Origin of the sequence: Phyllobacterium endophyticum, assembly GCF_003010935.1 — a bacterium.
GTDB classification, from domain to species: domain Bacteria; phylum Pseudomonadota; class Alphaproteobacteria; order Rhizobiales; family Rhizobiaceae; genus Phyllobacterium; species Phyllobacterium endophyticum.
On sequence record NZ_PGGN01000002.1, the window covers coordinates 600,378 to 617,901 of the forward strand.

The following is a 17,524-nucleotide window of genomic DNA, read 5'->3' on the forward strand; positions in this document are numbered from 1 at the left end:
GTCAAAGCGCCTCACTGTTGGAGACATGTACGAGCTTCCTCAGAACATTTCGCGCAGCACCGCTGTCGATCGAATGCGCGGCCATTTCGATACCCACCTTGAGATCGGCTGCCACGCCCGCAATTACAAGCCCGGCACCAGCATTGAACAAGGTGATGTCTCGATAAGCGCCGTGCGCGCCGTCGAGGACCGAAAGCAGTGAGACGGCGTTCTCGTCAGCTGTCCCGCCTTTCAAATCGTCCGGATTGACGAGGCGCAGGCCAAAAGATTCCGGGTCGATCTCGAACGAGCGCACGTTTCCGTTTTCGAGGGCTGAAACTTTGGTCACGCCCGCTGTGGTGATCTCGTCCAGACCATCGCCATGGACGACCCAGACGGCCTCGGATCCCAACTTCTTCAGGACATGAGCAATCGGTTCGACCCATTCGGGAGCGAAGACGCCAACGAGCTGGCGTTTTACGCCTGCGGGATTGGTCAACGGTCCAAGCAGATTGAAGATGGTGCGGGTACCAAGTTCAACGCGGGCAGGTCCGACATGCTTCATTGCCGGGTGATGCATGGGGGCGAACATGAAACCGATTCCAGCCTGTTCGATACAGGTGGCAATCAGTTCCGGGCTGATCTCGATGTTGATGCCCAGTGCCGCCAGCGTATCGGCCGCACCGGAACGCGACGAAAGCGCGCGATTGCCATGCTTGGCAACCGGCACACCGGCTCCGGCAGCAACAAAGGCAGCACAAGTCGACACATTGTAGGAGCCGGACTGGTCGCCGCCAGTGCCGACAATGTCTATGGCATCGGCCGATGTGACAACCCTGAGCATCTTGGAGCGCATGGCGGAAACAGCACCGCTGATCTCATCGATGTTCTCGCCGCGTACCCGCAACGCCATGAGGAGGGCGCCGATTTGCGCCGGCGTTGCCTGACCGGACATCATGATGTCGAAGGCCTCCACGGCTTCCCCCTGCGAGAGCGCCTTCCCCGCCGCCGCGATGCCGATGAAACGCTTCAAGTCAGCCATGTTCTCTTTGACCTAACGTGCAAGTGCCTGATTGATGACTGTCTGATTGATCGAGACCGGATAAACCGTTTGCAATTGTGCAACGAGCTGGTCCAGCAGGTCATCGGCGATACGGGAGCCGAAGGCATCCTTTTCCACACTGGTCAGGGTTTCGGGTCCGACATTTGCGGGCTCGATAGCTTCAGTGACCTTGAAGATCAATTTCGATCCGTCGGATGCGGATTCCGTTACACCTACAAGTCCCTCTGGTCCATCAAAGATTGCCGCGACGCCCCCTTCGCCAAGATCGGCGTCCTTGCTCTGCCGTGTAATGCCGCGTTTCGTATCCTTGGTAAATTTGAACTCCGACGCGATGTCATCGAGCGACGTTCCCCCGGCAACGCGTTTGCGAACCTCTTCCGCCTTCTCATTGAGACGCCTCTCGGCTTCGACAGCCTTCCAAGCCGCGATAACGCGAGGTTTTACTTCTTCAAGCGGGCGTTCGCGTGCAGGGGTTACGCTGTCAACGTCGTACCAGAGATAGCTGTTTGTGCCGAGGCTGAACGGCTCATTGTCAAATCCGACATCTGCCTGAAATATCGCCGCCAGCTGGTTGTCGTCAAAGGGAAGGTCTGGAAACTCCTTCTCATCCGGTCCGCGACCGCTGGCATCGACAGCGTCGATCGTTACCACTTTAAGATTCTGTTTTGCCGCGGCCTCCGCCATGCTGGCTCCGTCGGCGCGCGCGTTCTCGTAAGCGTCGTGTACCTCGGTGATGACGTTGGCAGCCTGCGTCAGCGCGATTGTTTCGCGGATTTCGTTCTCGACTTCCGCCAGCGGTTTGATGACTGCAGGGGTAGTCGCGGTTACTCGAACCAGAACAGGGCCAAATGCCCCTTTCAGCACGTCACTCACGCCGTTTGCCGGAATAGAAAAGATCGCATCCGCTATCGACTGGTCGGGAAGAGCGGTCTTGGGGAATGTTCCAAGACGTACATCTTCCGCCGTCTTGCCTTCAGCCTTGACGATGTCGTCAAAGCTCGTTCCTGCGACGATTTTGTCATGTGCTGATTTGGCTGCCTCGTCGTTGGCGAAGGTCAGCTGCTCGATCGTACGGGTTTCCGGTGTTGAATAGCGGGCAATATTCTTGTCGTATTCCGCCTTGATCTCCTCGGGCGTCACCGAAGCAGGGTTCGCGATGTCCTTTGGTTCAAGTTTGACATAGCTGACCTTGCGGTATTGTGGCGCCCCATAAACTTCCTTGTTCGCGTCGAAATATTTCTTCAACTCAGCATCACTTGGATCGGCGATGTCGCTGACAAAGCTTTTCGGCATGGCGACATAATCAATCGTGCGGGACTCGCCCTTGTAGAGGGCAACCGCCTTAAGCAGCGTGTCGGGCGCCTTTACACCATCAGCCACCGCTTCGACGATCTGCTGGCGCCGGGCGACTTGCGCACGATTGTCGAGGTAGTTTTGCGGGCTCATGCCGGCGTTGCGCAGGACCATATCAAATTGTGCAGGGTTGAAGCGCCCATCGGCACCCTGAAATGCCGGATCTTCAGCCGCAAGCTGGGCCAGCCGATCCTTGGACAGACCGAGCGACATGGTGCGCGCCTGTTCGTCAAGGACAACGCCTGCAACGAGCTGCCCTTGGACTTGATGACCAATTCCTATGGCATCGGCCTGTTCACGCGTCAAACGCTGGCCAAAGCGTTGCGACAATGCCGCAAGCTGGCGATCATAAGCCAGGCGATAATCAACCGGCGAGACTTCGGAATGTCCCGCGCGAATGGCCGCGTTACCGCCGATGGCGCCGAGGATCGTATTGGAAACACCCCATCCGGCAAAGCTGATCACCAGAAGGCCCATGAGCACCTTGACCACCCAAGTCCTTGCGAGGTTGCGGAGAGAGTCGAGCATTAAAAGTCACCGTATCAGTCAAGAGGCTTGTTTGAATTCACAGGGGAATAGCGTCATGGAAGGCTTGTGTCGATTGCTTTATGGAGTGAATTTGCTAGTCAGGCAAACAATTGCCGCGAAATTGCCGATCAATCGACCGAGGAACGCCCCATGACCCCAGATGTCCGTCCACTTGTTGCTGGTAATTGGAAGATGAACGGGACGGGAGATTCTCTGGACGAGTTGCGCACCATCGTCAACCGCCCGAACTCTGCGATAGGTGGGAAGATCGACGCCCTGATCTGTGTCCCGGCGACGCTCGTGTTCCGGGCTGCCCAGTCTGTCAGTGGTGAGGCCTTGAACATCGGCGGTCAGGATTGCCACGCCAAGAGATCTGGCGCGCATACCGGAGACATCTCGGCGGACATGCTCAAAGATGCAGGTGCATCTCACGTCATCGTCGGCCACTCCGAGCGTCGGACCGATCATGGCGAAACCGACAACATGATCAATGCGAAGGCTAGGGCCGCCTGGGATGCCGGGCTGATCGCGATCATTTGCATTGGAGAGACGGAAGCGCAACGCGAGGCTGGCTCCACGCTTGGAATAATCGGCGGACAGCTGGCCGGTTCTGTCCCCGATGGCGCTAGCGCGTCTAACACCATTGTCGCGTATGAGCCAATCTGGGCGATCGGAACGGGTCTGACGCCGACGGCTGCCGATGTACGCGAAGTACATGCATCGATCCGATCCACCTTGACCAGGCGTTTAGGTGCGGACGGCGAGAGAATGCGGATACTCTATGGCGGATCCGTGAAGCCAGCCAATGCGGTCGAACTCCTGGGCGTCGAAAACGTCGACGGTGCTCTCGTGGGAGGCGCAAGCTTGAAAGCCGCGGACTTCCTCGCCATCTGTGAAGCATACCATTCGCTATGAAGGTCGATGGTGACCGCTCCGGCGACTGGAAATCTGTCGCCGTACGGGCTTGGTTTATCGGCTGATACGGTGTAAAGAGCCGCGTCCGACCCCTAGAAAGCAGAAAATACACATGCAAACCGTTGTCATTGTCATACATCTTCTGATTGTACTTGCCCTCGTCGGGGTCGTGCTTATGCAGCGCTCTGAAGGTGGTGGTCTCGGGATCGGCGGCGGCTCGGGCTTCATGACGGCGCGCGGCGCTGCGAACGTGCTGACCCGGGCGACGGCTATTCTTGCTACGGGCTTTTTTATCACTTCGCTCGCACTTGGCATCATGGCCAGATACGGTGAAAATCCGACTGATATTCTCAACCGCATTCCGGCAACGACGGGCAGTCAGCCCGCCGGCCAGCAAGCTCCGGCAGGTGGAGGCATTCTCAACCAGCTCGGCGGTCCATCCTCGAATAATGCAACGCCGCCAGCAGGAAACGCTCCAGCTGCGCCCCCGGCCGCAGGTTCGACAGCGCCGGGTACAGCCGCGCCAGAATCGACGCCCGCGCCGACTGCGCCTGTCACTCCGGCGCAGCCTGCCAATCCGGTCCCGAATTCTCAGTAATTCGTGCTTCCGGCGGTTTTGTCGAGGCAATAGGGTAGAAGGTGTTGCGCTTGCGCAACCCTTTGATGTGAACAATCAATCCGTGCTGTTCTTCACGGCGATTTGCATTGAGAACAAACTGCTCTTCGGATATCGCGATATTCAGATTGGCCTCGGGCCTCGCATACGCTGCTGATAGCGTTATGCAATCTCTGCGGGAACTTTAAACTATGCTGTCACGTCGCACACTGCTCATCGGAATGTCACTTCTGGCAATAACCGGCCCGGCATCTGCCGAGCCAATTCTCAAGAAAATCCTGAATCCTTTCGGCGGCGGTAGCGATGAGGTCGAAGCCGCGGCAGTTGCGCAACCCGTCAAGGTTGCCGAAGTCCGCAAACCTGCGCAGCCGGTGAAAAACAAGAACAAGTATGGGATCGACCCGAAATACATGCCGCAGGACGTCGAGTTTAGCGGCTATAGGCCCGGTACGATCGTGATCGACCCGAAGGCAAAGTTCCTCTACCTGGTCCAGAGTTCGTTCACGGCGCGCCGTTATGGTATTGCAGTTGGCAAGGAAGGCCTTGAGTTCAAAGGTACGGCGGTCGTCCAGACCAAGCGCGAGTGGCCGCGCTGGATTCCCACTAAAGAAATGATTGAACGTGAACCAGCTCACTATGCCAAGTACGAAAACGGCATGGATGGCGGGCCGGGCAATCCGCTCGGTGCACGTGCACTTTACCTGTCGCAGGGCAACAAGGACACGCATATCCGCATCCATGGCACTATCGTCCCATCGAGCATCGGAAGTTCCGCCTCCAACGGCTGCTTCCGCATGGTCAATGATCACGTAATCGATCTCTACAATCGCGTTACCATCGGCACGGAAGTCATTGTTCTGTAACAATTAGCTTCATGCTTTTTCGAACGGCCAGACTTTGCGTCTGGCCGTTTTGTTTGAAATGAAAATGGATTGGAACGGGGAAAACGGCTTTCCAGCCGATTTTTTTGTGGCCAAATCACTTGCAAAGGACTAACGAGATAAGCCCATGGCCCGATATGTTTTCATCACTGGCGGCGTGGTTTCTTCCCTCGGAAAAGGCATCGCTGCTGCCGCCTTGGCGGCACTCCTCCAGGCTCGTGGATACCGCGTACGGATTCGCAAGCTCGATCCTTATCTTAACGTTGACCCCGGCACGATGTCGCCATATCAGCATGGCGAAGTCTTTGTGACCGATGATGGCGCTGAAACTGACCTTGATCTTGGTCATTACGAACGCTTCACGGGGCGTCCCGCCAACAAGCAGGACAACATCACCACAGGGCGCATCTATCGTAACATCATCGAAAAGGAACGTCGCGGCGATTACCTCGGCGCAACGGTCCAGGTGATTCCACACGTAACCGACGAGATCAAAACCTTCATTGTCGATGGCAACGAGGATTATGATTTCGTGCTTTGCGAAATCGGAGGAACCGTCGGCGATATTGAAGCTATGCCGTTCCTTGAGGCAATTCGCCAATTGGGCAACGATCTGCCACGCGGCACTGCCGTCTATATCCACCTGACCTTGATGCCGTATATCCCGGCCGCCGGTGAGCTCAAGACGAAGCCGACGCAACATTCGGTGAAGGAATTGCGTTCGATCGGCATTGCGCCGGACATCCTCTTGATCCGGGCTGATCGCGAAATCCCGGAGTCAGAACGGCGCAAGCTTTCTCTGTTCTGCAACGTCCGCGCTTCGGCGGTTATTCAGGCGCTTGACGTGGACACAATCTACGATGTGCCGATGGCCTACCACAAGGAGGGCCTTGATTCCGAGGTGCTTGCCGCCTTCGGTATCGATCCAGCGCCCAAGCCACGAATGGAGCGATGGGACGAGGTCAGCCAGCGTATTCACAATCCCGAAGGCGAAGTCACAATCGCTATCGTCGGTAAATACACGGGCCTCAAGGACGCTTACAAGTCGCTGATCGAGGCGCTTCATCACGGCGGGATGGCCAACAAGGTGAAGGTCAATCTCGACTGGATAGAATCGGAAATCTTCGAACAGGAGGACCCGGCTCCCTACCTGCAGAAGGTGCACGGGATTCTCGTGCCGGGAGGCTTTGGCGAACGCGGGTCCGAAGGCAAGATTCTTGCAGCGAAGTTTGCCCGCGAAAAGAAGGTGCCTTATTTCGGTATTTGTTTTGGCATGCAGATGGCGGTGATAGAGGCCGCGAGGTCGCTTGCTGGCGTGGAGAAGGCATCCTCGACCGAATTCGGCCCGACGAGCGAACCTGTTGTCGGCCTGATGACGGAATGGCTGAAGGGGAACATGCTGGAAAAGCGGGCGAAGTCTGGAGATCTTGGCGGAACGATGCGTCTTGGCGCTTACGAGGCTCTGCTCAAATCAGGCACGCACATTGCCGATATCTACGGATCAACGGACATTTCGGAACGCCACCGTCATCGGTACGAGGTGAATATAGACTACAAGGAGCGGCTTGAGGATTGCGGACTGGTCTTCTCCGGCATGTCGCCGGATGGCGTGTTGCCGGAAACCATCGAGTACCCCGACCATCCCTGGTTTATCGGTGTTCAATACCACCCGGAACTGAAATCGCGCCCGTTTGAACCGCACCCTCTGTTTGCCTCGTTCATCAATGCGGCGATGGCACAGAACAGGCTGGTCTAGGATCCTATCCCTCGTCCTCCTCCCGTCGAGGAGGACTGAGCGAAGCGACGGAGAAGGAAGAAGCGGGCGCCATGACGATCACTGCACCTCGCACCCCGCGTCCTGTCGACCATCTGGTCCTGCCCACTGCTGGCCTCGATAGCGCGCGTGCCCGGTTGGAGTGCTTGGGCTTCACCGTAGCGCCCGTTGGTAAGCACCCATTTGGCACGGAGAACGTGTGTGTTTTCTTAGGCGACGGCAGCTTTCTCGAACTCTTGGCAGTCAGTCAGCGTGAGATGTGCGAAGAAGAGGCGCGGAACGGCAATGTCTTCGTCGCAAGGGATCAGGCTTACCGTTTTCGTAACGGAGACGAGGGTTTCTCCGCTCTTGTCATGGGTACACATGACGCGACCGGCGATCACGAGGCGTTCACCAAAGCCGGCATTTCCGCAGGAAATATCCTTGATTTCTTTCGACCATTTACGAGTCCGGACGGGAAAGAGGACATAGCTGGTTTCCGTCTCGCGTTCGCGGCCGATCTGCGCGCCCCTGACGCCTTCTTTTTCACTTGCCAGCGATTGAACACGCCCAAGGTTGATCGCGCGGCGCTGCAGACCCACAAGAATGGTGTATTTGAGCTGCGTGAAATTGTCCTCTCGGAGGTTAATCCGACCGATTTCCAGTATCTGCTACAGGAAGTCGTCAATCAGCGCGACGTTACCGCGCACTCCTTTGGTATGGATGTGCGATCGGCAACTGCCAATGTTGCGGTGTTGACGCCACAAGGCTTGCGTTCGTTCTTCGGTATCGAGGCGTCCGAAAATGAGCGTGGTTTGCGCCTGCAGGCGTTTGTGCTGGCGGTCCGCGATATCGCTGCGGTTGAAACCTTGCTCATGACCAACAATATCCCGTACGAAAAGCGTGGTTCCCGTCTGATTGTGCATAAGGCACCAGGTCAGGGCGCCGCCATCGCATTTGAGGCCTCCTGATGTCCCTAAACTCCACCGTTTCCGCAGGCAATGTTGCGTTTTCCAACACTGGCCAATTGTCCCTGATCGCTGGCCCTTGCCAGATGGAAAGCCGTCAGCACGCCTTCGACATGGCTGGGGCCCTGAAAGAGCTGACTGGACAGCTTGGTATCGGCCTTGTGTACAAATCGAGTTTCGACAAGGCAAATCGTACATCGCTGACTGGCCGGCGCGGGTTCGGCCTGGAAAACTCGCTGCCGGTCTTTGCGGATATCCGCAAAGAACTCGGTCTGCCGACATTGACCGACGTTCATACGGAAGAGCAATGCGCCATTCTCGGCGAAGTCGTCGACGTCTTGCAAATCCCCGCGTTCCTGTGCCGCCAGACCGACTTTCTGATCGCCGCAGCCAAGACCGGCAAGGTCGTCAATATCAAGAAGGGCCAGTTCCTCGCGCCTTGGGACATGAAGAATGTCGTTGCCAAGGTTACGGAGAGCGGCAATCCCAATGTGATGGTAACGGAGCGTGGTGCTTCGTTCGGCTACAATACGCTGGTGTCGGATATGCGCTCGCTGCCCATCATGGCAGGTTTCGGCGCCCCGGTGATCTTCGATGCTACGCATTCGGTGCAGCAGCCGGGCGGACAGGGGGGCTCATCAGGCGGACAGCGCGAGTTCGTGGAAACGCTCGCACGGGCAGCGGTGGCAGTGGGTGTTGCGGGTGTGTTCATCGAGACACACCAGGATCCGGATAACGCCCCGTCCGATGGTCCGAATATGGTGCCGTTGGCCCAAATGCCACGGCTCCTCGAGAAGCTCCTCGAGTTTGACCGCATAGCCAAGGCGGGTTGAAGTCTCGTTGGCAAAAAACTCAGTTTTTATGCAACTCTGACGGAGGTTCGCTCATTATTACTGTATGGAAACGGGATAAGGAGCAAACAAATGCCGACCACATCAGGACATACCAAAGCGATCCGGGCTTCCCGCGTCATAGGTACCAACGTGTATAATAGCACGGGGGAAAAAATCGGCGAAATCGAAGATGTGATGCTCGACAAGACGTCGGACTCCATCATGTTTGGCGTCGTCGGATTTGGTGGTTTTCTCGGAGTTGGAGAAAAGTACCACCCCGTGCCATGGAAACTATTGGACTATGACGAGGCAACTGGCGGCTATGTCGTTCCATTCACCCGGGAGCAGTTGGAACAGGCGCCCGCTTACGGCATTTCGGAACTGACCGAGAACGATGGTCAGGCTCGGGACCGGTCGTTCACGTACTACAACGATATAGCAGCCTAAGGATCGAAAATCGGTGAGACAAGGCCGCCACCAGGCGGCCTTTTTTCTGTTTTGACCTACAATTCGCCCCCGTGGGGATTTTCCTTGTCATGTTCATTCGCTATTCAGTGGCCAGCCCAAGGCTTAATGCTCATTGAAAGGGAATGCCCCATGACTGCTATTGTAGATATTATTGGCCGTGAAATTCTGGATAGCCGCGGGAATCCGACTGTTGAGGTCGATGTCATTCTTGAAGACGGTTTCCGGGGCCGTGCAGCCGTTCCTTCCGGCGCGTCTACCGGTGCGCATGAGGCAGTAGAATTACGCGACGGTGGAACGCGTTATCTCGGCAAGGGCGTCGAGAAGGCGGTCGATGCGGTCAATGGCGAATTGTTCGATGCTATCGGCGGTATGGAAGCTGAAAACCAGATCCACATCGATCAGACTATGATTGACCTCGATGGTACGCCGAACAAGAGCCGCCTGGGTGCCAACGCAATTCTTGGCGTATCACTCGCCGTGGCCAAGGCCGCCGCTGAAGCCTCAGGCCTGCCGCTTTATCGCTATCTCGGTGGTCCGAGCGCCCATGTATTGCCTGTTCCTATGATGAACATCATCAACGGCGGTGCCCATGCCGACAATCCAATCGATTTCCAGGAATTCATGATCTTGCCGGTCGGCGCGTCCAGCTTTGCTGAGGCAGTTCGTTATGGCTCCGAAGTATTCCACACGCTGAAAAAGCGTTTGAAGGATGCAGGTCACAATACCAATGTTGGCGACGAGGGTGGCTTTGCGCCGAACTTGAAAACGGCACAGCATGCTCTGGACTTCATCATGGAGTCGATTGAAAAAGCAGGGTTCAAGCCAGGCGAAGAGATTGCTCTTGGTCTTGATTGCGCTGCCACCGAGTTCTTCAAAGACGGCAACTATGCCTACGAAGGCGAGAAGAAATCGCGCGATCCAAAGACGCAGGCGAAGTACCTTGCCAAGCTGGCCGCCGATTATCCAATCATCACCATTGAAGATGGCATGGCCGAAGATGACTGGGACGGCTGGAAATATCTCACAGAACTGGTCGGCAACAAGTGCCAGCTCGTTGGCGACGATCTGTTCGTCACTAACTCTGCCCGCTTGCGTGACGGTATCAAGATGGGCGTGGCGAACTCGATTCTCGTCAAGGTCAATCAGATCGGAACGCTTTCCGAAACATTCGACGCTGTGGATACCGCACATCGTGCTGCCTACACCGCAGTCATGTCGCATCGCTCCGGTGAAACCGAAGACACCACTATTGCCGATCTCGCCGTTGCGACCAATTGCGGGCAAATCAAGACCGGTTCCCTTGCACGCTCGGACCGGGTTGCGAAGTACAACCAGCTTATCCGCATCGAGGAGGAGCTGGGACCGCAGGCGAGCTATGCTGGCCGCGGTATTTTCCGCTTTCTTTGAGAATTGTCGAAGAAACTGGCGCTGACTAACTCTCCCCCACAATGGGGGGAGAGTTACCAGTGCCCGTTTGAGTTGCGGTAATCGCCTGTTAAGCAAAACAATGTTTTATGGATGTCACGACAAATCGGACCATAACGGCCTGATACCCTGGCAATCCGGACATTCCCATGTGGACAAAACAGAGACGAAAAACCAAGCGCGGGCGCTTGATCGTGCCGCTTCTCGCCACCCTGTTTTTTGCCTACTTCGGTTTTCATGCCTATCATGGCGAGTACGGACTCTATTCCACAATCAAATTGCAGGAGCAGACCCTGTTGCTCCAGGCGCAACTCGAGGCGGTCAAGGCGACGCGTTCCGAGCTTGAACGCCAGGTCCGACTTATGCATGATGGCACCATCGAGAAGGATATGTTAGACGAACAGGCCCGCAGGGGATTGAACGTATCTCGTCCCGACGAAGTCACAATAATGCGTGGCTCCGGTGATTTAGCTATTAACTGAAATGTAGTTAACAGGTGTTTTCGTGTTTAATTTGAACGGTTTATTTGCATAGCTCTTATTCGATTCTGCGTATTGTAACTTGCGAACCTGCTGCTATTCTCGTGCGACCAAATCACAGGGAGTGAGAAATGGCCACGAGGGCGAAAAAAAGCCCTGCGCGTTCTGCGCAGACCTCTGCTATCAAAGCACCAAAACCCATACAGTTCAGTAAGGACCAAGAGCTAGAAGCCTATCGGCACATGCTGCTGATCCGCCGTTTTGAAGAAAAGGCCGGCCAGCTCTATGGCATGGGCTTTATCGGTGGTTTTTGCCACCTGTATATCGGCCAGGAGGCCGTCGTTACCGGAATGCAGTTGTCGCTGAAGGAAGGTGACCAGGTCATTACCGGCTATCGTGATCACGGCCATATGCTGGCTTGCGGCATGAGTCCACGCGGGGTCATGGCCGAGCTTACCGGGCGCCGCGGCGGCTTGTCCAAGGGCAAGGGTGGCTCTATGCACATGTTCTCGAAGGAGAAACATTTCTACGGCGGACACGGGATTGTTGGCGCGCAGGTGTCTCTCGGAACCGGCTTGGCTTTCGCCAACCGCTACCGCGACAATGGCAATGTTTCGCTCGCCTATTTCGGCGACGGAGCTGCCAATCAGGGCCAGGTTTATGAAAGCTTCAACATGGCTTCGCTATGGAAGCTGCCGGTTGTCTATATTATCGAGAACAATCGCTATGCCATGGGAACGTCGGTGTCTCGTGCGTCGGCAGAGACCGACTTCTCAAAACGCGGTATCTCGTTCAACATTCCTGGAATTCAGGTCGATGGCATGGACGTGCGGGCTGTAAAGGCCGCCGGCGACGAAGCTACCGCGTGGGCTCGTTCGGGCAAGGGGCCCATGATCCTTGAAATGCAGACCTATCGCTATCGCGGGCATTCCATGTCCGATCCCGCGAAGTACCGTACCAAGGACGAAGTGCAGAAGATGCGCTCCGACCACGATCCTATCGAGCAGGTGAAGCACCGATTAGTCGAAAACGGATGGTCGACCGAGGATGACCTGAAGAAGATCGACAAGGATGTTCGCGATATCGTGGCTGATGCCGCGGATTTCGCTCAGTCCGATCCGGAGCCGGATGCATCCGAGCTTTACACCGACATTCTGCTCTAAGGGAGGCGCGATAATGCCTGTAGATATTCTGATGCCAGCGCTCTCACCGACCATGGAAGAGGGCAAACTGTCAAAATGGCTGAAAAAGGAAGGCGACAAGGTCACTTCCGGAGATGTGCTTGCCGAAATCGAAACAGACAAGGCGACCATGGAAGTGGAGGCTGTCGATGAGGGAACGCTCGGAAAGATCCTGGTTCCCGAAGGTACAGACAATGTCAAGGTGAATGCGGTTATCGCGGTCTTGCTAGGCGATGGCGAAAGCGCCGACGCTGCAGACGCCGCGCCAGCGGCATCGCCGGCTGCCCCAACACCTCCGGACATGGAAGAGGAGCCTGCGAAGAACGTGGAGCCTGAAAAGTCAGCTGCTTCCGTTCCCGCCGCACCGAAGGCCGAGATCGCCGCTGATCCGGACATTCCGGCCGGAACAGAGATGGTTTCCACGACAGTTCGTGAAGCATTGCGCGACGCTATGGCCGAGGAGATGCGCCGCGATCCCAACGTCTTCATCATGGGTGAGGAAGTCGCCGAGTACCAGGGCGCTTACAAGATCACGCAGGGTCTGCTTGACGAATTCGGGCCGCGCCGCGTTGTCGATACTCCGATCACGGAACATGGTTTTGCCGGCGTCGGCGTTGGCGCAGCGATGACGGGCTTGCGCCCTATCGTCGAGTTCATGACCTTCAACTTCGCCATGCAGGCCATCGATCAGATCATTAATTCCGCCGCCAAGACGCTTTACATGTCCGGTGGCCAGATGGGCGCGCCAATGGTATTTCGCGGTCCGAGCGGCGCAGCCGCCCGCGTCGCTGCCCAGCACTCGCAGTGTTATGCTGCCTGGTACAGCCATATTCCCGGCCTGAAAGTGGTGATGCCGTATACGGCCGCCGACGCAAAAGGCCTGCTCAAGGCTGCTATTCGCGACCCAAATCCGGTGATCTTCCTCGAAAACGAAATCCTCTATGGACATTCATTCGATGTACCCAAGCTGGACGATTTCGTTCTACCAATCGGTAAGGCGCGCATCCACAAGACTGGCAAGGACGTGACACTCGTATCCTTCGGGATTGGCATGAACTACACGGTCAAGGCAGAGATGGAACTCGCCAAGCTCGGCATCGATGCGGAAATCATCGATCTGCGCACGATTCGGCCGATGGATATCCCGACTGTCATTGAATCGGTGAAGAAGACCGGGCGGTGCGTCACAATCGAAGAGGGCTACCCACAATCCTCGGTTGGGACGGAAATCGCCACGCGTGTCATGCAGCAAGCGTTCGACTATCTCGATGCCCCAATCCTGACAATCGCCGGCAAGGATGTGCCAATGCCTTATGCGGCCAATCTTGAGAAGCTGGCGTTGCCGAACGTTCAGGAAATCGTCGACGCCGTCAAAGCTGTGACCTACACCGCCTAAGGGGAGGAACCCGATATGCCGATCAATATCACCATGCCGGCGCTTTCTCCTACGATGGAAGAAGGCAACCTCGCGAAATGGCTGGTCAAGGAAGGCGACAAGGTCACGTCCGGTGACGTGATCGCCGAAATTGAAACCGACAAGGCGACGATGGAAGTCGAAGCTGTCGATGAAGGCACTGTAGCCAGGATTGTTGTTCCTGCAGGTACCGAGGGTGTCAAGGTCAATGCACTGATCGCCATCCTGGCGGGTGAGGGTGAGGATGTTGCCGCGGCTGGCAAGGGTGATGGCGGTGCCGCTCCTGCCAAGGCGGAAGCGCCGAAGGAAGAAAAGAAAGCGGACGTTGCGCCTGAAGCACCCAAGACTGAGGCTGCGCCGAAAGCTCCCGCGCCGACAACAACGTCTGCGCCTGCGAAGACCGGTGAACGCCCATTCTCGTCGCCACTGGCTCGGCGCATCGCCAAGGATGCAGGCATCGAACTTAGCGCGGTGACTGGTTCGGGCCCTCACGGACGTGTCATCAAGAAGGATGTCGAGGCGGCTATTTCTGGCGGTGGCGCAAAAGCGGCCCCGCTTGCTGGACCGACACCAACAACAGCAGCGGCTGCTCCCGTTGCCAAGCCAATGTCCGATGACACCGTGCTCAAGCTGTTTGAACAGGGAACGTACGAGCTGGTGCCGCACGATGGCATGCGCAAGACTATCGCCAAGCGTTTGCTCGAAGCCAAGTCGACTGTTCCGCATTTCTACCTGACCGTCGATTGCGAACTTGATGCACTGCTTGCTCTTCGCGCGCAGATCAATGCCGCTTCGCCCATGCGCAAGACAGAGAAGGGTGATGTTCCAGCTTACAAGCTTTCAGTGAACGATATGATCATCAAGGCGATGGCGTTGGCACTGCGCGATGTACCAGAGGCAAACGTCTCGTGGACGGAAGCCAATATGGTCAAGCACAAGCATTCCGACGTCGGAGTTGCCGTCTCTATTCCCGGTGGGTTGATCACACCCATTATCCGCAGGGCGGAAGAGAAGACGCTTTCAGCTATTTCCAACGAAATGAAGGATCTCGCGAAGCGCGCACGTGACCGCAAGCTCAAGCCTGAGGAGTATCAGGGCGGGACGACGGCCGTTTCCAACCTGGGCATGTTCGGTGTCAAGGACTTTGCGGCGATCATCAATCCACCGCACGCCACAATTCTCGCGATTGGTGCGGGCGAGGAGCGGGCTGTGGTCAAGAAGGGCGAGATCAAGGTTGCAACCGTAATGTCCGTGACGCTTTCGACCGATCATCGTGCCGTTGACGGCGCTCTGGGTGCAGAACTTGCTCAGGCCTTCAAGCGTCACATCGAAAATCCGATGGGCATGCTGGTCTGAGAAACGCCATGAAAACCATACTTTGCTATGGAGATTCGTTAACATGGGGGTACATTCCGGATGGCACGGGCCGCCACGCGCTCAACGATCGCTGGCCCATGGTGCTTCAGGCCGAGATTGGTCCTGACGTTCACGTCGTGACTGATGGCCTCAATGGCCGCACGACCGCCTATGACGATCATTTGTCCGGGTTTGAACGCAATGGCGCCAAGACGCTGACCACCGTACTTGGCACTCATTTTCCGCTCGACCTGGTGATTATCATGCTCGGCACCAACGACATGAAAAACTTCATCTGCGGCAATGCTCAAGGTACGAAGCGCGGTATTCAGCGGTTGATCGAAATCGTTCGCACCGCGCCTTATCAAATGGACGCTCAAATTCCGGAGATTCTTGTGATCTCACCTCCGGCTCTGACGCCTATAGACGACACGGACTTCCAGCGAACGTTCGAACAGGGCGTCGAACAATCAAGCCTGCTCGCTGGACTCTACAAGAATGCCGCTGAGTTCGCGGATTGTGCGTTCTTCGACGCCGGTTCGGTCGCAAGAACGTCGCCGCTCGACGGCGTACATCTTGATGCAGATAACACAAGGGCAATCGGCAAAGCGATTGCGCCTATCGTTCGAGGCATACTCGAAATTTAGTTCAGGAGGACAACGGTCTTGGCCAACAATTACGACGTAATAATCATTGGTTCGGGCCCCGGCGGCTACGTTACCGCCATCCGTTCTGCGCAACTTGGGCTCAAGACTGCGATCGTTGAGCGTGAACATCTTGGAGGTATTTGCCTGAACTGGGGTTGCATTCCCACGAAGGCACTCCTGCGCTCCGCCGAAATCTTCCATTACGGCCAGCATGCCAAGGACTATGGTTTAAGCATCGAGGGTAAGATTTCCGCTGATGTCAAGGCCGTGGTGCAGCGATCACGTGGCGTCTCAGGCCGTCTCAACGCCGGCGTCGGCTTCCTCATGAAAAAGAACAAGGTCGATGTGATATGGGGTGAGGCCAAGCTGTCAAAGCCAGGTGAAATCGTCGTCTCGAAGTCTTCGAAGAAGCCCATGGAGCCGCAGCCTCCGCTGCCCAAGAACGCTCTTGGTGAGGGAACTTATTCGGCTAAGCACATTATTCTCGCTACAGGAGCCCGTCCGCGCGCGCTGCCGGGGATCGAGCCGGATGGCAAACTGATCTGGACCTATTTTGAGGCGATGGTGCCGCCGGAAATGCCAAAATCCCTTGTGGTGATGGGCTCTGGAGCTATCGGCATCGAGTTTGCCTCGTTCTACCGCACAATGGGTGCGGAAGTGACTGTTGTCGAACTTCTCTCCAACGTCATGCCGGTTGAGGATGCCGAGATTTCCGCAATCGCTCGGAAACAGTTTGAAAAGCAGGGGATGAAGATCATCACCGATGCCAAGGTGACGAAAGTCGAGAAGGCTGCGAATTCAATCACCGCTCATGTCGAAACCAAGGACGGCAAGGTTGAGAAGATTGCGGCGGACCGCCTGATTTCCGCGGTCGGGGTTCAGGGAAATATCGAGAATCTTGGACTTGAGGCTTTGGGCATCAAGACGGATCGTGGCTGTGTCGTCGTTGACGGCTACGGCAAGACAAGCGTGCCCGGCATCTATGCCATAGGCGATGTCGCAGGGCCTCCGATGCTCGCGCACAAGGCCGAACATGAGGGCGTTATCTGCATTGAAAAGATCGCCAATTTCCCTGGCGTGCATCCGATCGAAAAGGACAAGATACCGGGCTGCACCTACTGCCAGCCGCAGGTTGCGTCGGTGGGGCTCACCGAAGCGAAAGCCAAGGAAAACGGCCGCGAGATCCGCGTCGGACGCTTCCCGTTCGCCGCAAATGGCAAGGCGATCGCCCTCGGGGAGGATCAGGGGCTGATCAAGACTATCTTCGACAAGAAAACCGGGCAATTGATTGGCGCCCATATGGTCGGTGCGGAAGTCACTGAGCTCATCCAGGGCTTTGTCGTGGCGATGAATCTCGAGACGACTGAAGAAGAACTGATGCATACTGTGTTCCCGCACCCCACCTTGTCGGAGATGATGAAGGAGAGCGTGCTGGATGCCTATGGGCGCGTGTTGAATGCCTGATGTCGACTGTTTCTCTCCTTGTGAGAGTAAAATCGGCACCATTGAAAACGAAAGGGAACTGAGCTGGTCGCTGTAAGGGATAGCAGGTTCTGGATCAGGCTTTCCTGGACGATCCTCAAGTGGTCAACGCTGATCGGTCTTCTGCTCGGCTTTGTGCCTTCTGCCTTGAGTCTCGTTTCAGGCAACACCATATCCGTCAGC

Annotated in this window: 16 protein-coding genes; 14 read left to right on the forward strand and 2 right to left on the reverse strand. The window is 56.4% G+C overall.

The annotated features are described in order from the left end of the window. Nucleotide 1: 1 nt before the first annotated feature. Together trpD and CU100_RS10985 are read right to left on the reverse strand one after the other, a co-directional pair. Nucleotides 2–1,021, reverse strand: a complete 1,020-nt coding sequence (gene trpD, locus CU100_RS10980) for an anthranilate phosphoribosyltransferase (protein WP_106716616.1) — start codon at nt 1,019–1,021, stop codon at nt 2–4. 12 nt (nt 1,022–1,033) lie between these two features. Continuing rightward, nucleotides 1,034–2,923: a peptidyl-prolyl cis-trans isomerase gene (locus tag CU100_RS10985; protein WP_106716617.1), complete on the reverse strand. Its 1,890-nt coding sequence runs from the start codon at nt 2,921–2,923 to the stop codon at nt 1,034–1,036. A gap of 150 nt (nt 2,924–3,073) precedes the next feature. Here CU100_RS10985 and tpiA point away from each other — a divergent pair, with 150 nt between their 5' ends. From tpiA to lpdA, 14 genes are all read left to right on the forward strand, one after another. Then, complete coding sequence (gene tpiA, locus CU100_RS10990) at nt 3,074–3,838, forward strand: triose-phosphate isomerase (protein WP_106717224.1); 765 nt, start codon at nt 3,074–3,076, stop codon at nt 3,836–3,838. Nucleotides 3,839–3,950: 112 nt separating this feature from the next. Continuing rightward, complete coding sequence (gene secG / locus CU100_RS10995; protein WP_106716618.1) at nt 3,951–4,436, forward strand: preprotein translocase subunit SecG; 486 nt, start codon at nt 3,951–3,953, stop codon at nt 4,434–4,436. Between the two features lie 209 nt (nt 4,437–4,645). Next, nucleotides 4,646–5,317 carry a L,D-transpeptidase gene (locus tag CU100_RS11000; RefSeq protein ID WP_106716619.1) on the forward strand — a complete coding sequence of 224 codons (672 nt, stop codon included), beginning with the start codon at nt 4,646–4,648 and terminating at the stop codon, nt 5,315–5,317. Nucleotides 5,318–5,462: 145 nt separating this feature from the next. Next, a complete protein-coding gene (locus CU100_RS11005; RefSeq protein ID WP_106716620.1) occupies nt 5,463–7,091 on the forward strand; it encodes a CTP synthase in 1,629 nt (542 codons plus the stop codon). Nucleotides 7,092–7,162: 71 nt separating this feature from the next. After that, on the forward strand, nt 7,163–8,059 hold the full coding sequence (locus CU100_RS11010) for a VOC family protein (RefSeq protein WP_106716621.1): 897 nt from the start codon (nt 7,163–7,165) through the stop codon (nt 8,057–8,059). Next, a complete protein-coding gene (kdsA, locus tag CU100_RS11015; protein WP_106716622.1) occupies nt 8,056–8,889 on the forward strand; it encodes a 3-deoxy-8-phosphooctulonate synthase in 834 nt (277 codons plus the stop codon). Before CU100_RS11010 ends, kdsA begins: the two co-directional genes overlap by 4 nt. 90 nt (nt 8,890–8,979) lie before the next feature. Beyond that, nucleotides 8,980–9,336, forward strand: a complete 357-nt coding sequence (locus CU100_RS11020; RefSeq protein WP_106716623.1) for a PRC-barrel domain-containing protein — start codon at nt 8,980–8,982, stop codon at nt 9,334–9,336. A 150-nt stretch (nt 9,337–9,486) separates the two neighbouring features. Further along, nucleotides 9,487–10,764 (forward strand): phosphopyruvate hydratase, encoded by a 1,278-nt coding sequence (eno, locus tag CU100_RS11025; protein ID WP_106716624.1) that lies wholly within the window; start codon nt 9,487–9,489, stop codon nt 10,762–10,764. A gap of 167 nt (nt 10,765–10,931) precedes the next feature. Beyond that, nucleotides 10,932–11,264 carry an FtsB family cell division protein gene (locus CU100_RS11030; RefSeq protein WP_106716625.1) on the forward strand — a complete coding sequence of 111 codons (333 nt, stop codon included), beginning with the start codon at nt 10,932–10,934 and terminating at the stop codon, nt 11,262–11,264. Nucleotides 11,265–11,392: 128 nt separating this feature from the next. Next, nucleotides 11,393–12,424: a pyruvate dehydrogenase (acetyl-transferring) E1 component subunit alpha gene (gene pdhA, locus CU100_RS11035; protein WP_106716626.1), complete on the forward strand. Its 1,032-nt coding sequence runs from the start codon at nt 11,393–11,395 to the stop codon at nt 12,422–12,424. Nucleotides 12,425–12,437: 13 nt separating this feature from the next. Next, nucleotides 12,438–13,838 carry a pyruvate dehydrogenase complex E1 component subunit beta gene (locus CU100_RS11040; protein WP_106716627.1) on the forward strand — a complete coding sequence of 467 codons (1,401 nt, stop codon included), beginning with the start codon at nt 12,438–12,440 and terminating at the stop codon, nt 13,836–13,838. A 15-nt stretch (nt 13,839–13,853) separates the two neighbouring features. Then, nucleotides 13,854–15,212: a pyruvate dehydrogenase complex dihydrolipoamide acetyltransferase gene (locus CU100_RS11045; protein WP_106716628.1), complete on the forward strand. Its 1,359-nt coding sequence runs from the start codon at nt 13,854–13,856 to the stop codon at nt 15,210–15,212. 8 nt (nt 15,213–15,220) lie between these two features. Then, entirely contained in the window at nt 15,221–15,859 is a 639-nt protein-coding gene (locus CU100_RS11050) for an SGNH/GDSL hydrolase family protein (protein ID WP_106716629.1), read from the forward strand. A gap of 18 nt (nt 15,860–15,877) precedes the next feature. Further along, complete coding sequence (gene lpdA, locus CU100_RS11055) at nt 15,878–17,323, forward strand: dihydrolipoyl dehydrogenase (RefSeq protein ID WP_106716630.1); 1,446 nt, start codon at nt 15,878–15,880, stop codon at nt 17,321–17,323. Nucleotides 17,324–17,524 lie beyond the last annotated feature (201 nt).